The following is an 18,602-nucleotide window of genomic DNA, read 5'->3' as shown; positions in this document are numbered from 1 at the left end:
ACAATATTTCTTTAATTCCAGACCTTCGTTCCTGTGATACAGGATATCGAAGCAACCCCAGGCGTCTAGAATTGGGCGCATTATCAACTGTTGAGATTGAATCCAGTGAGAATAATTTATCCACGATGTTGATGGATACAACCTTTATAATAATATTTTTAAAAAATAAGGACCTATGAACACCAGTCAATTTTTATGAGATGGATATTTTTTGGTGCTACGATGAAAGTGATGATATTTGTCTGCGGAGAGGGATTGGGCCATACAAGCAGATGCATTTCAATAGGAAAAGAACTGACATCTGTCGGGCATGAGGTTTATTTTGGTGCTTATGGATATTCCAGAAAGCTTATTGACCGTAACGGGTTCATCACGCATGAAATCCCACCGGAGATCACACTTGTCGGCAAGGCAGGTTCCCTGAATATAAATAAGTCTATTCTTGCAACTTTTAAGAAATGGGAGTACAGCCCTTCAAAGTGGGGTTTGATCGAACTTCGAAGAATTCTCAAAAAGGAAAGACCGGATGTTGTTATATCAGACAGCTATTTCATGGGAATACTGAGCGCAAGATTGCGCAGCATACCCTGTTACATAATAGTAAACCAGTCGAACATGGAAGAGTTCTTTAAGGCGAAAGGAGTGTCAAGCAAGATTCTGGCCGAGATCGTTAAACAATTCTGCACAGGCATTTTCAAACTGGCAGATGGAGTGATCATTCCGGATTATCCGCTCCCACATACAATATGTCGGAAGAACCTGAAATTCAAGGAAAAGATGTGGAAGAAGGTTTTCTTTAGCGGTCCACTCGTCGGCAAGAGCTTTGAAGAAACTACCGCCAAAAAGCTGAACCGGCCTCATGTGCTCTGCACCATCGGAGGTTTTGGTCACAGAGAAGCTATTTTCCGAAAAGTTATAGAAGCCGCCGGTATGGATAACAGTATCAATTACACCCTGCTTTCCGGACCAAGCTTTGATCCTTCAGACGTCGGCACCATCCCTGAGAATGTGCAGGTCCTCAAGTTTATAGATGACCAGTTCCCATACCTGAAGACTTCCGATGTGATTATCGCCCCTGGCGGGCACAGCACCATGATGGAAGCCGTGAGCTTTGCTGTCCCCATGATCACCATTCCTGACCAAAACCACAGCGAACAACGAAACAACACTTTAGTTATCGAGGAAGATAACCTCGGAAGAAAGCTGGACTATTCCACATCTCCTGAAGATATACTTGAGAACATCAGATTGCTTATTGATGATGAAAAGTACAGGAATAAGCTAAATGAGATGCGTGAGATAGCGGTGGAGTTGAATGGGCCGAGGGTTGTTAGGATGATGGTTGAGAGTAAATAATACATACTTTAAGTTAAGAAAAAGCTGATACAAAAACAAATTTCTGTGTTAAATAATGTAACAATTATTTTTGTAATCATTACGTGTATAAGTATTTGTTGAGATGAGCTTGCAGTTTATGGAAACAAGCAAGCATAAAGAAAAAAAGACCACCAGTTTCAACTGGTGGTCAGGGGTTGTGTATGGATAGTGGGTGGTTAGTTAATTGACGCATACACATGAGAAGTTGCAGACAACGTACTCGTCATCATACTGGCCATCTGCAACTTCTGGTCGTTTTTAAACTTTAATTGTAACTATTCAGCCTGATAAAAACGCTATCAATAACAATCTTGACAAAAAGTTGAAACGTAAATTTCATTAGGATCATTTATTTTGATTGTTGCTATTGATTGCTTTTTTGATTGTTAGATTGTTAGTGAGCAGACATCTCTATTTCGATGAAATCAGTACCAATAGGCAAATCGTGCCAGGCTGAATAGTTACCTTTAATTTTCAATTGTTTTGTCCGATGAGTTTATCCAATGTAGTATGTGACCTGTACTGACATTGAAACTGTGGACTCTCCTGGCTCGATTGGAGTAGCAGGTGCTTCTTCATCCATTTCCATTGCTGTATCAGCCATTGCATAATAAACCCTGGAGTTGCCGCCTTCGTTTATGGATGAGGTCTTCACGCCGGTAATCTTAACTCCCAGACTGCTGGCAAGAGTGTTGGCCTTTGAGGATGCATCAGTTACGGCTTCGTCCATGAGGTCTTCACGAAGTTCTTTTTGCTGGTCGTCAGATACTGAGAAGGAGATACTTCCTATCTGATTAGCTCCGGCAGCTGCTGACCTGTCAATGACATCACCCAGGATATCAAGGTTTGTGGTTGTGACCTCTACACTGTTGGAGGCTGAGTAGCCTGTGATAGTTCGCTCTTTATCGTAGTTGTAGATCGGATACACGGAAACATAAGAGGTCTGTATCTCGCTGTCCTCAAGACCGAGGGCTTTGAGTTCTTCTATGACAGTGCTCATGATGGCTGCATTCTCACTGGTCGCTGCCTTTGAGGTTTCTGACTGGACCACGGCACCTATGCTTAAACTTGCGGTATCAGGCACGACCTTCTGTTCAGAGTAGCCGCTCATGGAAATTATGTTCATTGTGTCTGTTTCAGACCCATCCTGTGATATGGCGTATATCGTTAACGACATAACCACCAGTACTACTGATAATGCAATGATAGCAAAATATGATCTATCGTTTTTATTTTCAAGTGACATTGTTACGTTCTCCTTGTTAGATGTTTTCTTAACCGGCAATTCTGACCGGTTATCGCATAATGTACAATATTACCCACACATATTAAAGAATTGTCTAAACTTCGAATGGATTTGTAGTTATGGATGTCACAGGACCCTGAAATCAAGTAATACACAAATTAATGGAAACAGAAAGTCATTGAACGCTAAAAAGAGTCACTATCAATAAAGATGAAAGCTATGATAATTTTGAAAAATGGATTACAGGAAGAGGATACTACTTTATTGTTTCATTCGCCCATACTACGAACCTGTTTGTTTTTATTTATCAATACCAATCCCTCGATAATTATGAATGTGCACATGAGTAGTACAAGTAAATAAACATCAAAATCAAACAAAAAAGCTGCAACAAAGTCCACAGTTAACCCAAGTGTCCCAAGAAAAAGTAATGTCAATCCACTGAAATGTATATAATCGGATTCTTTTTCGTTGCTATATGTCATATCCATTTGATGTCCAATCAACTATAAATATATTATTCTAATACATAATATACTGCCTGATTTCAGAGTATGAAGACATATGACTTTTTTTGCTGCAAACAGCCACCTGAGCAGTGATATTTTCCTCATTGCACACAATCATGTAATTCCTATCAGTTGATGGGCATTGATGTGGGAAATGAAGGAACGACCTCACAAATCACAAGACAAAATTAGCAATTCTTGAAAATTGCACCCATAATAAAAGAAAAAATCAACATAACAGGATAATCCATATATAATATTCACACCGATATGCATTTCAGTCAAAATATATTAGTGCTTACTGTTTGTGGTGTTCATTATGAAAAAGTTCAAGTTACCCATTTTAAAGTATCAGATCATAGCAATGATCTTGCTATTATCATTTTCATGCATAACAACAGTTTCAGCAGCAGAGATTACGGTAGGGTCTGCTGGTGAAGACTATTTGAATATAAGTGCTGCACTTGCAAATGCAACTGATGGTGATATCATTACTGTAAGCGACGGTACTTACAATGAGAACATAGTTGTCGACCATGAAGTGACTATACGTTCTCAGAGCGGTGCAGCAAACACGATCGTAAATTCATCATCAGATAGCGATGCAGTCAACATTACAGCTAGTAATGTGACCATCAATGGATTTACTGTAACAGGTGCATCTGTCTCTTCTCTGGTTGGCATTTATTTGGACTCAAATTCTAACTGTACTATTTCAAATAATATAGTGACTGGAAATTATTATGGTATTGTTCTTGATTCGTCAAACAACAACAATTTGACAGGCAACAATGCAATCGACAACCATAATTATGGCATTTCTGTTTCACACTCAAGTGGCAACAAACTAACAGGCAATAATGCCAGTGGCGATTATTATGGTATCCAATTTTATTACGCAGATAGCAATGAACTGATAGGTAATAATGCCAGTTGTAATGATATTCACGGTATTGCTCTTTCTAGTTCAAACAACAATGAACTGACAGGCAATACTGCAGTGGATAACCCTTCTTATGGAATTTACCTTACTTCTTCAAGCAGCAATAACCTGACAAGCAATTATGCAAGTGACAATGATTGCGGTATTCGCTTTTCTTCATCAAACAACAACAATCTAACAAACAATAATGCCAGTAACAATGATTTCGGTATTCGTTTTTTTTCCTCAAGTAGCAACAATATGACAGGGAATGTAATGTCAGCAAATACCTATAATTTTAATGTTAATGTATTTAATTCAGATCTAAATGATCTACTTAATGATATTGATGATAGCAATACGGTTGATGATAAGCCTATTTACTACTGGACAAACCGTGCAGATGAAGAAGTGCCTTCTGATGCAGGGCTTGTGTATGTGGTCAACTCTACCAATATTACTGTAAAAAATACTGAAGTGGCAAATCAATACACTGGAATTGCATTTGCATACACCATTAATTCAACAATAGAAAATACCACAACATCAGAATGTGATGACGGAATTTATCTTTATCACTCTAATGTCAATGAGTTGAGAAACAATAATGCCATTGACAATGATTACGGAATTTATCTTGATAACTCAGGCAACAACAATCTAACAAGCAACAATGCCAGTGACAATAAACGTGGTATTTACCTTTATTACTCAGACAACAACAATCTGACAAACAATAATGGCAGTAACAATGAACATGGCATTTACCTTTATCACTCAGACAACAACGAACTGGCAAGCAATAATATTAGCAGCGACAATGATTACGGTATTTACCTTGCTTCGGCAAGCAGCAATGATCTAGTAAGCAATAATGCCAGTAATAACAATGACAACGGAATTTCTCTTTCTTCGTCGAGTAATAACAATCTAATAAACAATAATGCCAATGACAATGATCAAGGCATTAACATTAGATATTCAGACAACAACAATCTGACAGGCAATAATGCCAGTGAAAATAACTACGGTTTATGGCTTTATTCTTCAAACAACAATAATCTTACAAGTAATACAATGTCATCAAATATCTATAATCTCTATGTATCAAGTTCAAATCTGGATGATTACATTCATGATATTGATGATAGCAATACGGTTGATAGTAAACCTGTTTACTACTGGACAAACCGTGCAGATGAAGAAGTACCTTCCTCAGCAGGAATTGTTTATGTGGTCAATTCTGTCAATATTACCGTAAAAGATATTGAAGTGACAAATGAATTCAATGGAATTACGTTTGCATACACCACTGATTCAACAATAGAAAATGTTACAACATCGGAATGTAATTACGGTATTTACCTTTATCGATCAGGCAGAAATAGTCTGACAACTAATAATGTCAGTGACAATAATAGAGGTATTGATCTTTATCGATCAGACTATAATAATCTGACAAGCAATGATGCCAATAATAACAATGATTATGGTATTTACTTTTATTACTCAGACAACAACAATCTAACAAGCAACCATGCCAGTGACAATAATAAAGGTATTTATCTTCGGTTATCAACCAGCAATAATCTGACAAGTAATAATGCAAACGACAACAATGAACAAGATATTTATATGTCTTCTTCTGCTAGTTGCCCAGTAGACAGACTTGCATTAACCTATAGTTCGACACAACTCTCTTTCATCACAGATTCATCATCAACCAGTATAACTGGATCAGAAACAAATGCTAATGCCCTTTCTGGAAAAACAAATATAAATGGTTATGCAAGTATTGACCGATCTGGTAATCTGAATGTTACTTTCTTCTACGATGATTCCGGAATGAGCAGTTCAGGTGAATCTTCTGTAGCTCTGTACAGGTTGGACGGTCCTACATGGGCAGAAGTTCCAAATGCTTCACTCAACACAAGTGGAAATTATTTGTCTGCAACCCTTTCTGAATTTGGTACTTTTGGACTTTTCAAGGACTCTGGCTCGTCTTCAAGTTCCAGCCCAAGTTCAGGTAGATCAGGAACCCGTGCATCAGTCAGCCAGGGTCAGGATCCTGCTATAGTTAAGACAACCGCAGCATCTACCTTGCGTGTCATTAAAGGAACAGAAATAAACTATGACTTCTCTGATAGCGATACTCCTGTTCTTGGTGTAAGTTTTGATGCGAAGAATGATGAAGGTCTTGTTGTTGCCAAAGTTCAGGTACTATCAGATTCACCTGAAGATATACCATCTCCCCCAGGAACTTCCTATCAGTTAATGAGCATTGATATCGGAACTGAAGGCACTATCTCAACAAACAATGCCGACAATGTTCTTATCCATTTCAAAGTAAGCAGGGAATGGATAGAAGAGAATGACATTGATGCATCCACCATACGCATGACAAGATATCATGATCAGCAGTGGCAGAACCTCCCGACCACCCAGGCAAAAGAAGACGATGAATTCATCTACCTCACAGCTGAAACACCCGGATTTTCATTTTTCAACGTCGTGGGCTATAAGGCAGACGAAGTAGTCGCAGAGAAAGAAACAGGATATTTCGTACCTGTAGATGAAGATACTGAGCCAGAAAGCGCAGAAACAAAGGATACTCCCGGATTTACCGGTCTTGCAGGAATTGCAATTGCATCTATTGCTTTCCTTGTTATCAGAAAACTGAGATCAGATTAAGGACAGTTATCTGTCCTTTTATTACTTTTTTGGTTCTGCAGCAAAACCCTGCCATTATAGATTATAATGATGGTATTTTTCAATGATTTGTTTTTTCGAACATTTGTATAAAATTCATACAATATTTATATATACAGCCATACTTCTATAGCCACGCATCTCAAAAAATAAGGAACTACACGAAATATCAAGTTGAATTTGATTTGATTACTCTTATTTCAAGTATTCAGAAAAAACACAGAATTTCACAAGGCCATGTTAAGTATTGATTGATTCAAAAAGAGAGAAATGTTCAGTTATTGACCTAATTTATCTGATAGAAAGGTGTTGTATGAATATTGAAATGCTAATTGCTCTCATAAATAATGCAGCCTTGCTACTTTCCCTAGGTGTCATGTATGATGTTCTTTTTTTCGATATGCACATGAACACGCGCTTAAGAAGTACGGTTGCAGGGATTATCATTGGCCTTATAGGCATTGCTTTGATGCTAAATCCATGGGAACTTTCTCCTGGAATAATCTTCGATACACGTTCTATTCTGCTAAGTATAGTCGGCCTTTTCTTTGGATTTACTCCGGCTGTCATTGGAGCAATAATTGTTGGTTCCTACCGCCTCTATGAAGGCGGTGCTGGCGCAGTGGCTGGCATTGCAGTAACAATGAGTTCTGTGATATTAGGACTACTATGGAGACAGTTTCATGAAAGCTTCAAAAAACTCTTCAGTATGTTTGAGTTGTACATTTTTGGTATTGTGATCCACATTGTCATGCTTATGTACATGTTGCTGCTTCCCTGGCAAGTTGGCATGGAAGTTCTAAATCACATCAGTTTTCCTGTAATGTTGATATATCCCATAGGAACTGTGTTGCTGGGAACTCTTCTTAATAATCAATTATTCCGTAAAAGGACTCAGGATGCTCTGAAAGAAAATGAGGCAAAGCTTCAAAACTTTATAGATAATGTTCCTGTTGGAATGTTCCGTACCAGTTCTGAAGGAAAAAATATTCAGATAAATCCGGAAATGTCCAGAATTGTAGGCCTGAGCAAAACTGAGCAAATCGCCAGGCACTTCCAGGATATAGGAGAACAACTGTACATTGAACCTGCTTGTAGCAAAGAAGTAGTAAATATCCTTAAAGAACAGGGGTATGTTGAGAATTTTGAATGTGAAGCTTTACGTCCAGATGGCAAGGAACTGTGCCTGTTAATTAACGCAATAGCGAGCGGTGAACTGGAAGAGGGAGCTTTCATGATAGATGGTTTTGCCCTTGATATCACAGAGCGCAAAAAAGCAGAAGAACATATGTTGCTTGCAAAGATTACCGCTGAGGATGCAAATCGCTTTAAGAGCGAGCTTTTGTCTAATATGAACCATGAACTGAGGACACCCCTGAATTCCATAATGGGCTTTTCAGCCATTATGTTAGATGGCACTTCTGGTGAAATTACCGGGGAACAAAAAAAATATCTTCAAATCATAAATAAGAACGGTCATTCGCTCCTAAGTCTTGTTGACAATGTATTGGATCTGTCTAAAATCGAGTCCGGGTCGCTGGAGTTCAAGCCTGAAATACTTGATATCATGGAAACCATTGAACAAATCAAGAGAAAGGTATATTTCTTGTCTTCAAGGAAAAACATATCCATTAATATCAGTGGGGACTCCCATATTCCACAAATCTGTGCTGATGCCAATAAATTCAAAGAAATCATTTACAAATTGGTGGAGAATTCCCTTAAATTCACACAAGAAGGCGGCATGGTGACAATCAAGGTCACACAGAAAAACGGTAACATTGAAGTTTCCGTCATTGATAACGGAATTGGTATTGCAGACTATGACATAGAAAAGATATTCGAACCCTTTGTACAGGTTGACGGGTCAAGTACACGCAGGTATGGCGGTGCAGGACTTGGACTTACTCTTGTTAAAGAATATGTCCAAATGCATAATGGGACTATCAGGATCGAGAGCGAACCTGGAAAAGGCAGCAACTTCAGAGTTATGCTTCCAATAAATCGTGACGTTTGTGATGATTGATGCCACTTGTTTTTATATTGCTATGAAATTGACTCTATAGAAAGCCTATTTTCTATGTTATTCTAACATAATAATTTAAAAAGGACAAATCCTCGATCTTTTGACGAAAATCTAGCATACAATCATTCCAAATATATTACCTGATATTAGAAGAAATGTGCCAATTGTATTCAGAATATGCCGATTTTCAGAGGTTTTCTACGAGCCAACTCACAGACCTTCAAATGATAGCTGTAGAAACCCTCTAAAAAAAGGAAATCAAAGTTTTCCTTTTGATCACTTCTTCCAGTAAATCAAACCTAAGACTGTGACAAGACCAAAGAAAGGTAAAATCAACGCTTTTTCCCCTTGCCCATTCTTATCAGTATCCTGAACATTTTCGTCTGTTACTGAGAATACATCATAATCATCTCTCGAAGGGATTTCTGTACCTGGGCTTCCAACATTTATATTTGTACCAATTATATCTGCACATATAACAAAAGGTGAGAAGCTGGTTGTTATAGATTCAAAATAGATATTCTCGTCGTCCTCACCAATTACCGTAGTGGGTAATTTGTCCCAGACACTGCCAGAATAGTGCTCCATACGAATACTTGTCTTGTCTATATTATTAGATAAGACCCATTCTTTTGAGACAGTAAATCCTATTACTGCGCCTTCCATGCAGTCTGAAGATGATAATCTCTCATCCCCCAGAACTATGTCCATACTTTGGTAGCGTTTTACAGTAGGAGATGCAGGCATTTCCTCTGAAGGCTCATCCAACAAATTGACAGTGGCCATAACATATCCTTCATTGGTTTCTGCCTCAAACCTTATGTCAGTTACAGGGGTCTTCTTGTCAGTAAAAGCATACTGTACTTCACCGCCTCTGCCTACGTATCGAATACTTGAGTCCATTGCAGCTACTTTTGAGGAAGGGACTGAACTGGCACCAATGCGAACATGTACGCCATCATTATCACTGCGAGCAGTACTCTCAACAAGTTCTGGTTGTTGTCCGTTGCTGGTCAGTGGAAGAAGGTCAGTGTTGTTACCGTCATCCGTTATTTCATACGGCTGGCAGAAACCATTTCCAACAGAGTATTGTGTCTGGCTCCAGCCTGTACTGTCCGGTTGTGCCCAGAAGTTGCCTCCAAGGTAAGTCCCATTGATGATATTGATGCCGGAAGTCATTGCAGTGTTCCATTCATTGGCGGCTCCACCGGAAACACGGACATTGCTGTAACTATTGTTGAAATAGTTGTTATAGAACAAATTGTCACTGGATCCTGTGAGCGAGAGCCCATACATTATATTAGCACTTATGTTGCAATCATACATTGTGTTGTTGTGGGAAGAAGAAAGGTAGACACCATATGCATTAACCAGAGATGTACAATTTGTGAGAGTGATATTGCTGCTGTTGTAAAGGTAAAAACCATAATGATTACGTGTAATATCCACATCCTGTACAGTTATATTTGAGCAATTGATGAGATGTACAAGCCCGGCATTTGAAGCAGAATCGATAGTCATATCAGAACTGTTCACGAGATAGTAAATGGCCTTGCCATTAATTGTATTGCCCGTAGTCACAGTGTTGGGTTCTGAATCAAAGACGCAATCAAAGATATTGTTGACCAGGGAGTTGTCTGCAAAATAGTTGCTGTTGGATCGTTGTACTACTAATCCATATCCATTGTCATCCATGGTACAATTCGATATACTGTTGTTCTGTGAAGAAGACAGATAGATACCAATGAAATTATCCGCAGCATAACAATTAGTTATGTTACATCCACTTGATCCAGAAATATATATTCCCCGCGAACCGCCGGAAACATTTATGCCGGTAATCGCAATATCATCCGCTATTATAACGATTGTACTGTCATCGGAATCTGGGGAAACAACACTAACATCTACAGGGTTGCCAGTGGATGAAACAAGGCTAATATTGTCATCTGCAAAATAAAGGTTCTCACTATAAATTCCCGGTTCCACCATTATAGTATCGCCATCCGATGCAGCATTAATAGCTTCACGAATGCTTGTGAAATCAGCGGATCCACTGCTGTTCACAATAATGGTTGAATTAAGTACATGAATGAAAGAACTTTTTAGTGAAACATTACTGCCAACGAAGTTCGTTGCATTGAGTGAAACATTATAGACCCCAGAATTTGCATATGTGTGCACTGGATTCTGCAACGTAGAGCTATTGTTGTCTCCAAAGTCCCATTCCCATACAGTCGGAGAAAAGAGACTTGCATCGTGGAAGTCTACGGACTCATTAATATGGACAATCTTGGTACCTGCAACAAATGCTGCTTTAGGTACTTTTTCCTCTTTTGTGAAAGCCTTGATACATACATTCTTGTCGGATTCGGATATATCTTCCCATTCCGTTCCATTTTGACTCATATAACTTTGCCCTGCTTCAGCATGAGCATTGCTGCTGTATCCAGATATTGTTTTTTCGATAGCAATCGGATAATTGTAATTCGGCGTTGTAAATTCGACTACTACTGAGAAATTCTGCCCTTGAAGAAGTGAAACATTTGTATCAAGGTCAACTGTGTGATAACCAGCTATTGGAATGCTTCCATTCTGCACAGAAACAGGGCCTGAACTATTGACAGGACCGGTTTCGGGGTCACGGTAGACCGAGATGTTATAGAATGAGTTTGAGTCAACGGTATAGAAACTTACGGCTTCAAGTGATTCATTTGTTGTTGCAGTGAAGACATTTGCCCCGTATGCTGTAGTATTGTTGTAACCTGTGCATGCAGTCCATCCAAGTGGATCGTGCTGATATATATGGTCGTAATTACTGACATTTTCTGCCGTAAACATGAAATTACGCCCATAAGGCTTAGTATTTAATCCATAAAATCCTATATCGAGTCCAGTTGCGTTGTCATAATACGATGTATAGAAATAGCCATCTTCACCCCAATTGGTACCCCAGGAATTCTTGATGATAAAAGCCCCGTTTCCCGGAGCAGTTTGAGTAAAATTATGCCTGTCGAAATCATCATCCCAGCCCACTAAAGTTACAGCGTGATTTGTACCCCTGATTTCATCGTAGTAATAATAAGTATTGTTCTCTGAATTGAAACATGAGCCATCATACCACATGGATACTGAGATAGCACCATAATTAGTGATCATCCATTTGAAGAGATCATTTGATTCATTTACTCCTGGCAGTATCATTACTTCCTGAACATGTTTTGCCACTGTTGTATTGGAGGGAGATATACCTGAAAGATCGTTGTAAGGATCATCGGACTCAACCACCGGACCATCCCATCTGGTGAAATAGGCAGTTGTGATCAGATTGTTTCCGCCATCACCATGAGCACGGTCAAAACCATCCTGATTTGAAGATACAAGAATATTCTTGGCATTGTTCTCTGAAATATCCCAGGTATCAGACTGATTGTGCAGTAAAAATGATTCCAGAGAACCGATACTTGCATGAGCCCAGCAACTCCCGGCATAACCCTGATCCCTTACTGCTGTGACCCCATTGTTATCACGTAAGTCATAACGAGATGGATATACCTCTAAACCAGTCGGCATGATGCTGGAGGGACTAAAACCAGATCCTTCACTTGCCAACAGCTCATCCATATTCACAGGAGATAGATGAGAAAGGTCCACAGGTGATGGCATCAGCCCAGTGGGATGTGCGAACTCATTAGGGAAACCATCTTCCTCAAAAAGATTAATGCTGCTCAAAAGGTTCAGATGTGAGTTCTCCCCTGAACTATCCGGTAATATAACACTTGAAGGAGCAAATGTGTTAGTGCTGCCATTTGTATCCACACTAGCAGGAACATCGTTTTGACTCTGCTTCAGTTCTTCCTGATATTGAACGAATGCAGGATTAAGAGGTGCTACGGATATTTGTGACCCAACATTAGACCCGGTGGAATTAAATCCAACATCCACATCAAATTCTGCCGCATTAGCGGGAATTGAAGCTAAGATCAGCACAAGCCCACATATAAGAAACAACTTATTCAATAGCATTAATTTTTTCATCTTGCATCCTCTGGCCCTAAATATAAAATTAAGTAATATATTGTTAATGATATTAATGTTGCGTTTACGTACAAAAAGAAAAGAGGATTTCATTCCAGGCATAACCCGGATGAACTCAATACCCAGAAAGAACAGGACACTGATTTAGAAATAACAATTGAGGAATAAAATATATCTAAACACTAGCAATATAACAAATTCTTCTTTCATTATCCAGGGAAACACCTTGTTTACTTCCCATGATCTCACCATGTGGATGCTGCAAAATCTCTTTGCTTCCTTCCTGCAAGGTGCCTTTATGAGTTTAGGTGCTGCTCTGTTCTATCATGCATCTGAAGAATTGATTTATGAATATGTGATTCCCTGATAGGTGAGAAGGTTAAAAAGATGCTTGAATTCTGATAATTGTTCTTCAATCTCGACATATCACACCAAAACCTAAATTTAAAATGCTGTTTGACACAGAATTATAATTGATGGTATAGTTCTTTTTATATGCAATTTTGTATTATCTGGTACAATAACAAAATATTAATATGTCATGTGTAATTATAAATAGGTATATTTAATAATTTAAAGATGCTACATATAACTCTTAATAAGTAGTAGCCAATGTTTTATGGAGTATCTGCTCAAAGTACTGCTATTATCGTTAAATTATTGGATGCACTATGGATATTCACTAAGTTCAAACCATGCTGGTTAATTTGTGTATCAATTATTGCGATTCTTACAAGGGGATAATTTCAAAATAAAGGAATAAATATATGGATTTTACTACTATTTATGATGCCACAGTCTTTGTAAGTTCAATTTTTTCTGGGCTTGCTGCTGCAATTGCTGTTTATTTATTTATCGTAACTATTCAGCCTGGCACGATTTGCCTATTGGTACTGATTTCATCGAAATAGAGATGTCTGCTCACTAACAATCTAACAATCAAAAAAGCAATCAATAGCAACAATCAAAATAAATGATCCGAATGAAATTTACGTTTCAACTTTTTGTCAAGATTGTTATTGATAGCGTTTTTATCAGGCTGAATAGTTACAAAAAAAAATCAATTACATCAATTTTTCATTTACTGCTTAATTATTCCTTCCAAATCACTTTAACAGAACTAACAACTAAGGTTGAAATGTTGAACGGTTTAGATGCTGATGATTCAAATCAAAGATATGAAGTTATTAAACTCTTTAATGAAATATCAGGGGAAATGAAGGGAAATGAAATCTTAGTTGAAAAATGTGGTGGGATTTATAATAAAATCACTAGGTATGCTGAAAATCCTAAAGGTCTAACTGAAGCAATAAAAAGTAATATAGTTAATGAACTACGTGAAAAGTTAAGAACTATAAATGTTCAATCATATGATGGACTGATAAAGAGGTAAATATGAGTAAAATTATTGGCATTGTTAATTAAACATAGCTAGTTCTTTATTCCTATATTTCATCAAGAGCAAAACGGAGATTTTTAGCATTTCAAGACTTTTAGTATAACACTTTGACTTTCTCCTTAGTCTTGCCAGGAAATGCCTAAATATGCTGTTGTATCCTTCAACAGTATATGTTTCTGCTTTTGATCGAGTATGGATGTTTCTGGGGACTAACTTGGCATATGCCCTCCAATAATCCGTCATTACTTCCCCAACCTCTTTTGTCTTTAACTTTTTCCAGAGTTTTTGTCCTGTTTTTGTTCCTCTGCTGCCAAAAGAGCAATCGATGAATTTCTTCCCATATCTATCAACAGCAATCCATATCCAGCAGTAGTTTTTTTATTCCCAATATAAGTATGCATCTCGTCCAATTCCACAACAGAAATCTCATTTTCACTTTTTAGATCCTCTAATTCACTACCAAATTTTCGAATCCATTTTTGAACAGAAACATGACTAACGCCCAAAAAACGTCCAATTGAACGAAATCCCAACCCCTCCAGATAGAGTTGTAAAGCCTGTCGCTTAACAGATACGGGGCTAGCGGTGGATTTTATATCTACTGAATAGTTGTATCCACAATCATGGCATTTGTAGCGTTGTCGACCATCAATCCTACCGTTCTTCTTATGACTGGAACTCTTACACTTTGGACAATTCATATATAAAAAGAGGCCATCATATTATATAACGATGTTTAATTACCAAAGCCAAATTATTATGGCTGTAAAATCAATGATTTCTCATGCAGATAAAATTTCTGGGATAAATCTAGATGCAAGCGGTAGTGAATATTTTTTCAAGTATGATAATAAATCGGTATGGGGTATTAGAAAAAGTAGTGAAGATTATTATTTATATCTGTACCCAAAAAACAAGGATACTGATGAATTACTAAGTGTTACAGTTTGGGAAAATGTAACTATTCAGCCTGATAAAAACACTATCAATAGCAATCTTGACAAAAAGTTGAGACCTACATATTATTAGGATCATTAATTTTGATTGTTGCCATTGATTGCTTTTTTGATTCTTAGGTTGTTAGTGAGCAAACATCTCCGTTTTGATTAAATCAGTATCAATAGGCTAATTGTGGTAGGCTGAATAGTTACGGGAAAATTACCCCATGGTAGTTTACAGTACAAATGAGCTGAAAACAATAGAGGCGTTCGAATTGTTTGGTACTTTACATTCAATCGTTAAAGAAAAATTATTTAATGTAGATAGTTTGTTAGACGATATAATAAATTTTGATTAATAATTAATCCATGTGTCTGAATCGTACAATTGAAATCACTATTCAACTAAGATTCCAAATATTTAAATTTATTTGGATTTGAGAGTTAGTGAAATCCATTGGTAGCTGATGGGACTTAATGCTGGAACGGGGTTGTTCCAACCTCTCCTCCTTCCCATCATAGGCGTTTAGGCTCAACGATTTTTCGCTCGTAGCCTTCTTCTTTATGTAATATTAAGTATTCTTGGTGAATCCTATTTTCTTTTAATAGGAATATGGTATGCTCATTATTTTTCACCTTATATTCCCTGAATCCTGCCTTTAAATGTGTGTACTTAGGCTTGTTAAAATCAATTGCTTAACCTGGGAACATATTTTAGATATTCTTCCCTGATAAGTTCCATATCGAATTATATATAATTATTAGCCCATTTTTCTTTTTCAGGGAATCACCACGAAACCGTTTAATGTATATTTCGTCCATACTTGCTCTTTGCATTTGTGTGGTAAAAAACCACGCAAGCAATGAGAAGTAAGACGAGTGTGCAAAGGTCCGTGATGATCATGCAGACCAAGAGGTTTAGCATAGTGTTGAATGACTTTGATAATGCAATCCTTGCTCAACCGGTAACCTGTGTTATTGAAAACTATAAAGTGCAAACTTTTACATGAGAAAAATCAAACAAAAAAAGTTGAATGCGCCGACCGGGATTCGAACCCAAAATTCAGGTCCAAATCCTAGGGGCATGTACTCCCAATGAGAAGAAGTAAACCGTGGGATTGTGTAGAATCACGGTTTTTATCCTGTTGACGCAGGTCTTTACATTAGGATAATTCAGTATTAGTCGTGATAGTATTTTAATATTGTCAGCCTAATTTAACTACCTTCGACTAATTACGAACATTCGCCTATTTGGGAATGATTTTTGAATAAACTTTATATATGTAAAAAAGAGATTTTTCTCTGTTAGAGTTTGACGACTCTGGCACAATTAAACCTTAAAGAAGGATTGTGTAATGAAGACAAATATTAATAATAGCGATAGCTCTGACTTTCATACTAGTGCTGGTGTAGAGATCAAAACTCTGGAAAAATTGTACGCAAAGTACAACTTATTCGACAAAATTTCTTTTGATGAGTTTTGCACTCATTTTCAGGAAAAATACAACTCTTTAGGAGATAAGACAAGCCTGCGTACCTGTACTAAAATCATCCTTGAGGATATCAGAGTTCAAACGCTCATTCGACAGTGGCGATATCGTAAGGTTGTGGTTCAAGGCAATGAGGTCATAGATATCCCTGCAAAATCAAAGTGCCTTCAAATCAGACCTGTTTCAAGAAAAAATATCAGTTTTGTCGAATGGCTTGAGCCAGTGAAGAAAGAGGTGTTCTAAATGTCATCAAGTACTCTTCCATTTGTTCTTTCATCTGATGATGCGTTTAATGCTACTCTTTCAGAGATTAATCTGAAAATAGAGAATAACAAAGCATTCTTTTCTATCCTGCAGGCCAGGTTAGAGGCTACACTTTCCAATGAAACGGCGGACCCTTCTTTAACCCCCACTCGTACCATCCACACCATAGGGTCCGCTCTTCTACCTCCTCTGATTACTCGTGAAGAGATCGAGGAATTCAAAAAGCAAGAACTTGCAAAGCTGGGTCTTGATTACATACCTCAAGTACTGGCTGAGTTTCAGGAGGGAGAGTAAATGAAACTCACTCCCGTCGTGCGTGTTCGCTGGGTAATCGCAGACCCAGACGATGAGGCAGGCTCCAGTATAATAACAGGCATGCACCCTGATCAGATGTCCAGTGCTAGCCTTCGTACAGATAATGATGGATACGTGTATGTTTCCTGGCTGGAAATTATTCCCGGGTGGAAAGCAGAATTATATGGCTTTTCAAAAGCTGTGGTCCGGGGTGGGCTAATACTCATGTCAATTTTGTACTTTTGGACTTTTGGTGTAGTTGTATTTCAATCATTTGGGGTGATCTAAATGACCTCTGATCAAACCTTTCCTGAATGTGTTGAAGTCTTCCCTGATCATTCGCCTGTAATCACAATAGAAGCACGCATTGTAAGCAAGCTTACAGGCATACCTGCAGAGAAACTGCAGGAGATCAAGGATGCACCAAAACCTACGGATGGCCCATTCACTCCTGAAATTGTGAAATATGGCGAAGCTTATCACTTTTTGATTGGCGCTGTTTCTGGATCAGTTCTCACAATCAGATATGTGTTCTATTTCCCTGTTGAGATGGCTATGCAGATCTATGCAGGATTCATGCTGCTACTCATACTATTTGCATTACTGGCTGGATGGAAAGCCACACGTGCCAGGTACATAGAACACTACCACAAGTATCTCACTCTGGAACACTCAGAAGGAGATGATGAGTAATGTCTGGAGAAATCACTATCAACGTACTTTTATCACCGTCTCCTGAACTCGTGGGTCTGCTGACGCAGATATTAGGTGAGGCACATGAAAACTGTCAAGAAGCTATATGTGAGGAATCCGTGGACCATATGGACCCCATAGAAAGCAATCAAGAGGAACTCCGACAACAGAGTGAAGGATCCTGTGTTGATGAGTTTTTATGTTCTGAGTGTGGCTGTCTGGTAGATCTTCATAAGATGATATCCCAGGAACTGACTGGTGATGAAATGGTGTGTGAATCTTGTTTCCACTCTGATGAATACCAGTCGAGAGGGACTAAGGGGTGTGAACAAGAAATATCCAAAACTGAACAGCCATTGCTCTACAATCCGCCCTCAAATGAATGGAGAGATCTCACGGCTGTTAAAAATCTCCAGTGCCGTATTCATAGTGATTCTGTTGAGCTTCGTAAGGACGGTGTAGACTGCGATAAATGGTCATTAGATGTGATCTACACCCTACTTGATTTGAACAATAGATCTCGGTCCAGTGAAATTAAATCACTCACAAAAGATGTGAAATATGGACCACTGAAGAGCACAGCATTGAATCAGCTTATCCTTGCTATTGAGAGTAGGGAGGTGGTTTTGCCGGGAGGTGATGAGTAATGTGTTGCTGGCAGAGATTCATAGAGATCTATTCACGCGAGAATTTTAAA

The 18,602-nt window shown here is 38.2% G+C and carries 14 protein-coding genes; 10 read left to right on the top strand and 4 right to left on the bottom strand.

The annotated features are described in order from the left end of the window. Positions 1-222 precede the first annotated feature (222 nt). The gene (locus tag V7O67_RS05385; RefSeq protein WP_342305875.1) at positions 223-1,356 is read left to right on the top strand and encodes a glycosyltransferase family protein; all 1,134 of its coding nucleotides are present in this window, start codon (positions 223-225) and stop codon (positions 1,354-1,356) included. Positions 1,357-1,873: 517 nt separating this feature from the next. Here the strand turns inward: V7O67_RS05385 and V7O67_RS05380 are convergent. After that, a complete protein-coding gene (locus V7O67_RS05380; RefSeq protein WP_342305876.1) occupies positions 1,874-2,623 on the bottom strand; it encodes an SIMPL domain-containing protein in 750 nt (249 codons plus the stop codon). 269 nt (positions 2,624-2,892) lie between these two features. Continuing rightward, complete coding sequence (locus tag V7O67_RS05375; protein WP_406671159.1) at positions 2,893-3,108, bottom strand: hypothetical protein; 216 nt, start codon at positions 3,106-3,108, stop codon at positions 2,893-2,895. A 343-nt stretch (positions 3,109-3,451) separates the two neighbouring features. On the opposite strand from V7O67_RS05375, the gene V7O67_RS05370 reads away from it, so the two are divergent. Next, entirely contained in the window at positions 3,452-6,745 is a 3,294-nt protein-coding gene (locus V7O67_RS05370; RefSeq protein ID WP_342305878.1) for a NosD domain-containing protein, read from the top strand. A gap of 331 nt (positions 6,746-7,076) precedes the next feature. Then, positions 7,077-8,789, top strand: a complete 1,713-nt coding sequence (locus tag V7O67_RS05365; RefSeq protein ID WP_342305879.1) for an ATP-binding protein — start codon at positions 7,077-7,079, stop codon at positions 8,787-8,789. A 276-nt stretch (positions 8,790-9,065) separates the two neighbouring features. Here the strand turns inward: V7O67_RS05365 and V7O67_RS05360 are convergent, their stop codons facing one another. Further along, positions 9,066-12,827 carry a lectin like domain-containing protein gene (locus V7O67_RS05360; RefSeq protein ID WP_342305880.1) on the bottom strand — a complete coding sequence of 1,254 codons (3,762 nt, stop codon included), beginning with the start codon at positions 12,825-12,827 and terminating at the stop codon, positions 9,066-9,068. Positions 12,828-13,965: 1,138 nt separating this feature from the next. Here V7O67_RS05360 and V7O67_RS05355 point away from each other — a divergent pair. Continuing rightward, complete coding sequence (locus V7O67_RS05355; protein WP_406671157.1) at positions 13,966-14,220, top strand: hypothetical protein; 255 nt, start codon at positions 13,966-13,968, stop codon at positions 14,218-14,220. A 24-nt stretch (positions 14,221-14,244) separates the two neighbouring features. Here the strand turns inward: V7O67_RS05355 and V7O67_RS05350 are convergent. Beyond that, positions 14,245-14,927, bottom strand: a protein-coding gene (locus tag V7O67_RS05350; protein ID WP_342303728.1) for an IS1 family transposase whose coding sequence is annotated in 2 segments (ribosomal slippage) — positions 14,245-14,598 and positions 14,601-14,927 — 681 coding nt in all. Because the reading frame shifts where the segments join, the coding sequence is not laid out codon by codon here. A gap of 58 nt (positions 14,928-14,985) precedes the next feature. Here V7O67_RS05350 and V7O67_RS05345 point away from each other — a divergent pair. The 6 genes from V7O67_RS05345 to V7O67_RS05320 all read left to right on the top strand — a co-directional run bounded on the left by V7O67_RS05345 (position 14,986) and on the right by V7O67_RS05320 (position 18,552). Then, complete coding sequence (locus V7O67_RS05345; protein WP_342305882.1) at positions 14,986-15,255, top strand: hypothetical protein; 270 nt, start codon at positions 14,986-14,988, stop codon at positions 15,253-15,255. Between the two features lie 1,264 nt (positions 15,256-16,519). After that, on the top strand, positions 16,520-16,897 hold the full coding sequence (locus tag V7O67_RS05340) for a hypothetical protein (protein ID WP_406671155.1): 378 nt from the start codon (positions 16,520-16,522) through the stop codon (positions 16,895-16,897). After that, positions 16,898-17,212, top strand: a complete 315-nt coding sequence (locus V7O67_RS05335; protein WP_406671153.1) for a hypothetical protein — start codon at positions 16,898-16,900, stop codon at positions 17,210-17,212. After that, the gene (locus V7O67_RS05330) at positions 17,213-17,500 is read left to right on the top strand and encodes a hypothetical protein (protein WP_342305910.1); all 288 of its coding nucleotides are present in this window, start codon (positions 17,213-17,215) and stop codon (positions 17,498-17,500) included. It begins immediately after the preceding gene. Next, positions 17,501-17,905, top strand: a complete 405-nt coding sequence (locus V7O67_RS05325; RefSeq protein ID WP_406671105.1) for a hypothetical protein — start codon at positions 17,501-17,503, stop codon at positions 17,903-17,905. It begins immediately after the preceding gene. Beyond that, positions 17,905-18,552: a hypothetical protein gene (locus V7O67_RS05320; RefSeq protein WP_406671151.1), complete on the top strand. Its 648-nt coding sequence runs from the start codon at positions 17,905-17,907 to the stop codon at positions 18,550-18,552. Before V7O67_RS05325 ends, V7O67_RS05320 begins: the two co-directional genes overlap by 1 nt. Positions 18,553-18,602: the final 50 nt, after the last annotated feature.

Origin of the sequence: Methanolobus sp. ZRKC4 (genome assembly GCF_045291305.1) — an archaeon.
Classification (GTDB): Archaea; Halobacteriota; Methanosarcinia; order Methanosarcinales; family Methanosarcinaceae; genus Methanolobus.
Note: the sequence above shows the minus strand (reverse complement) of the source record. Positions and strands in the feature narration are given on the sequence as shown.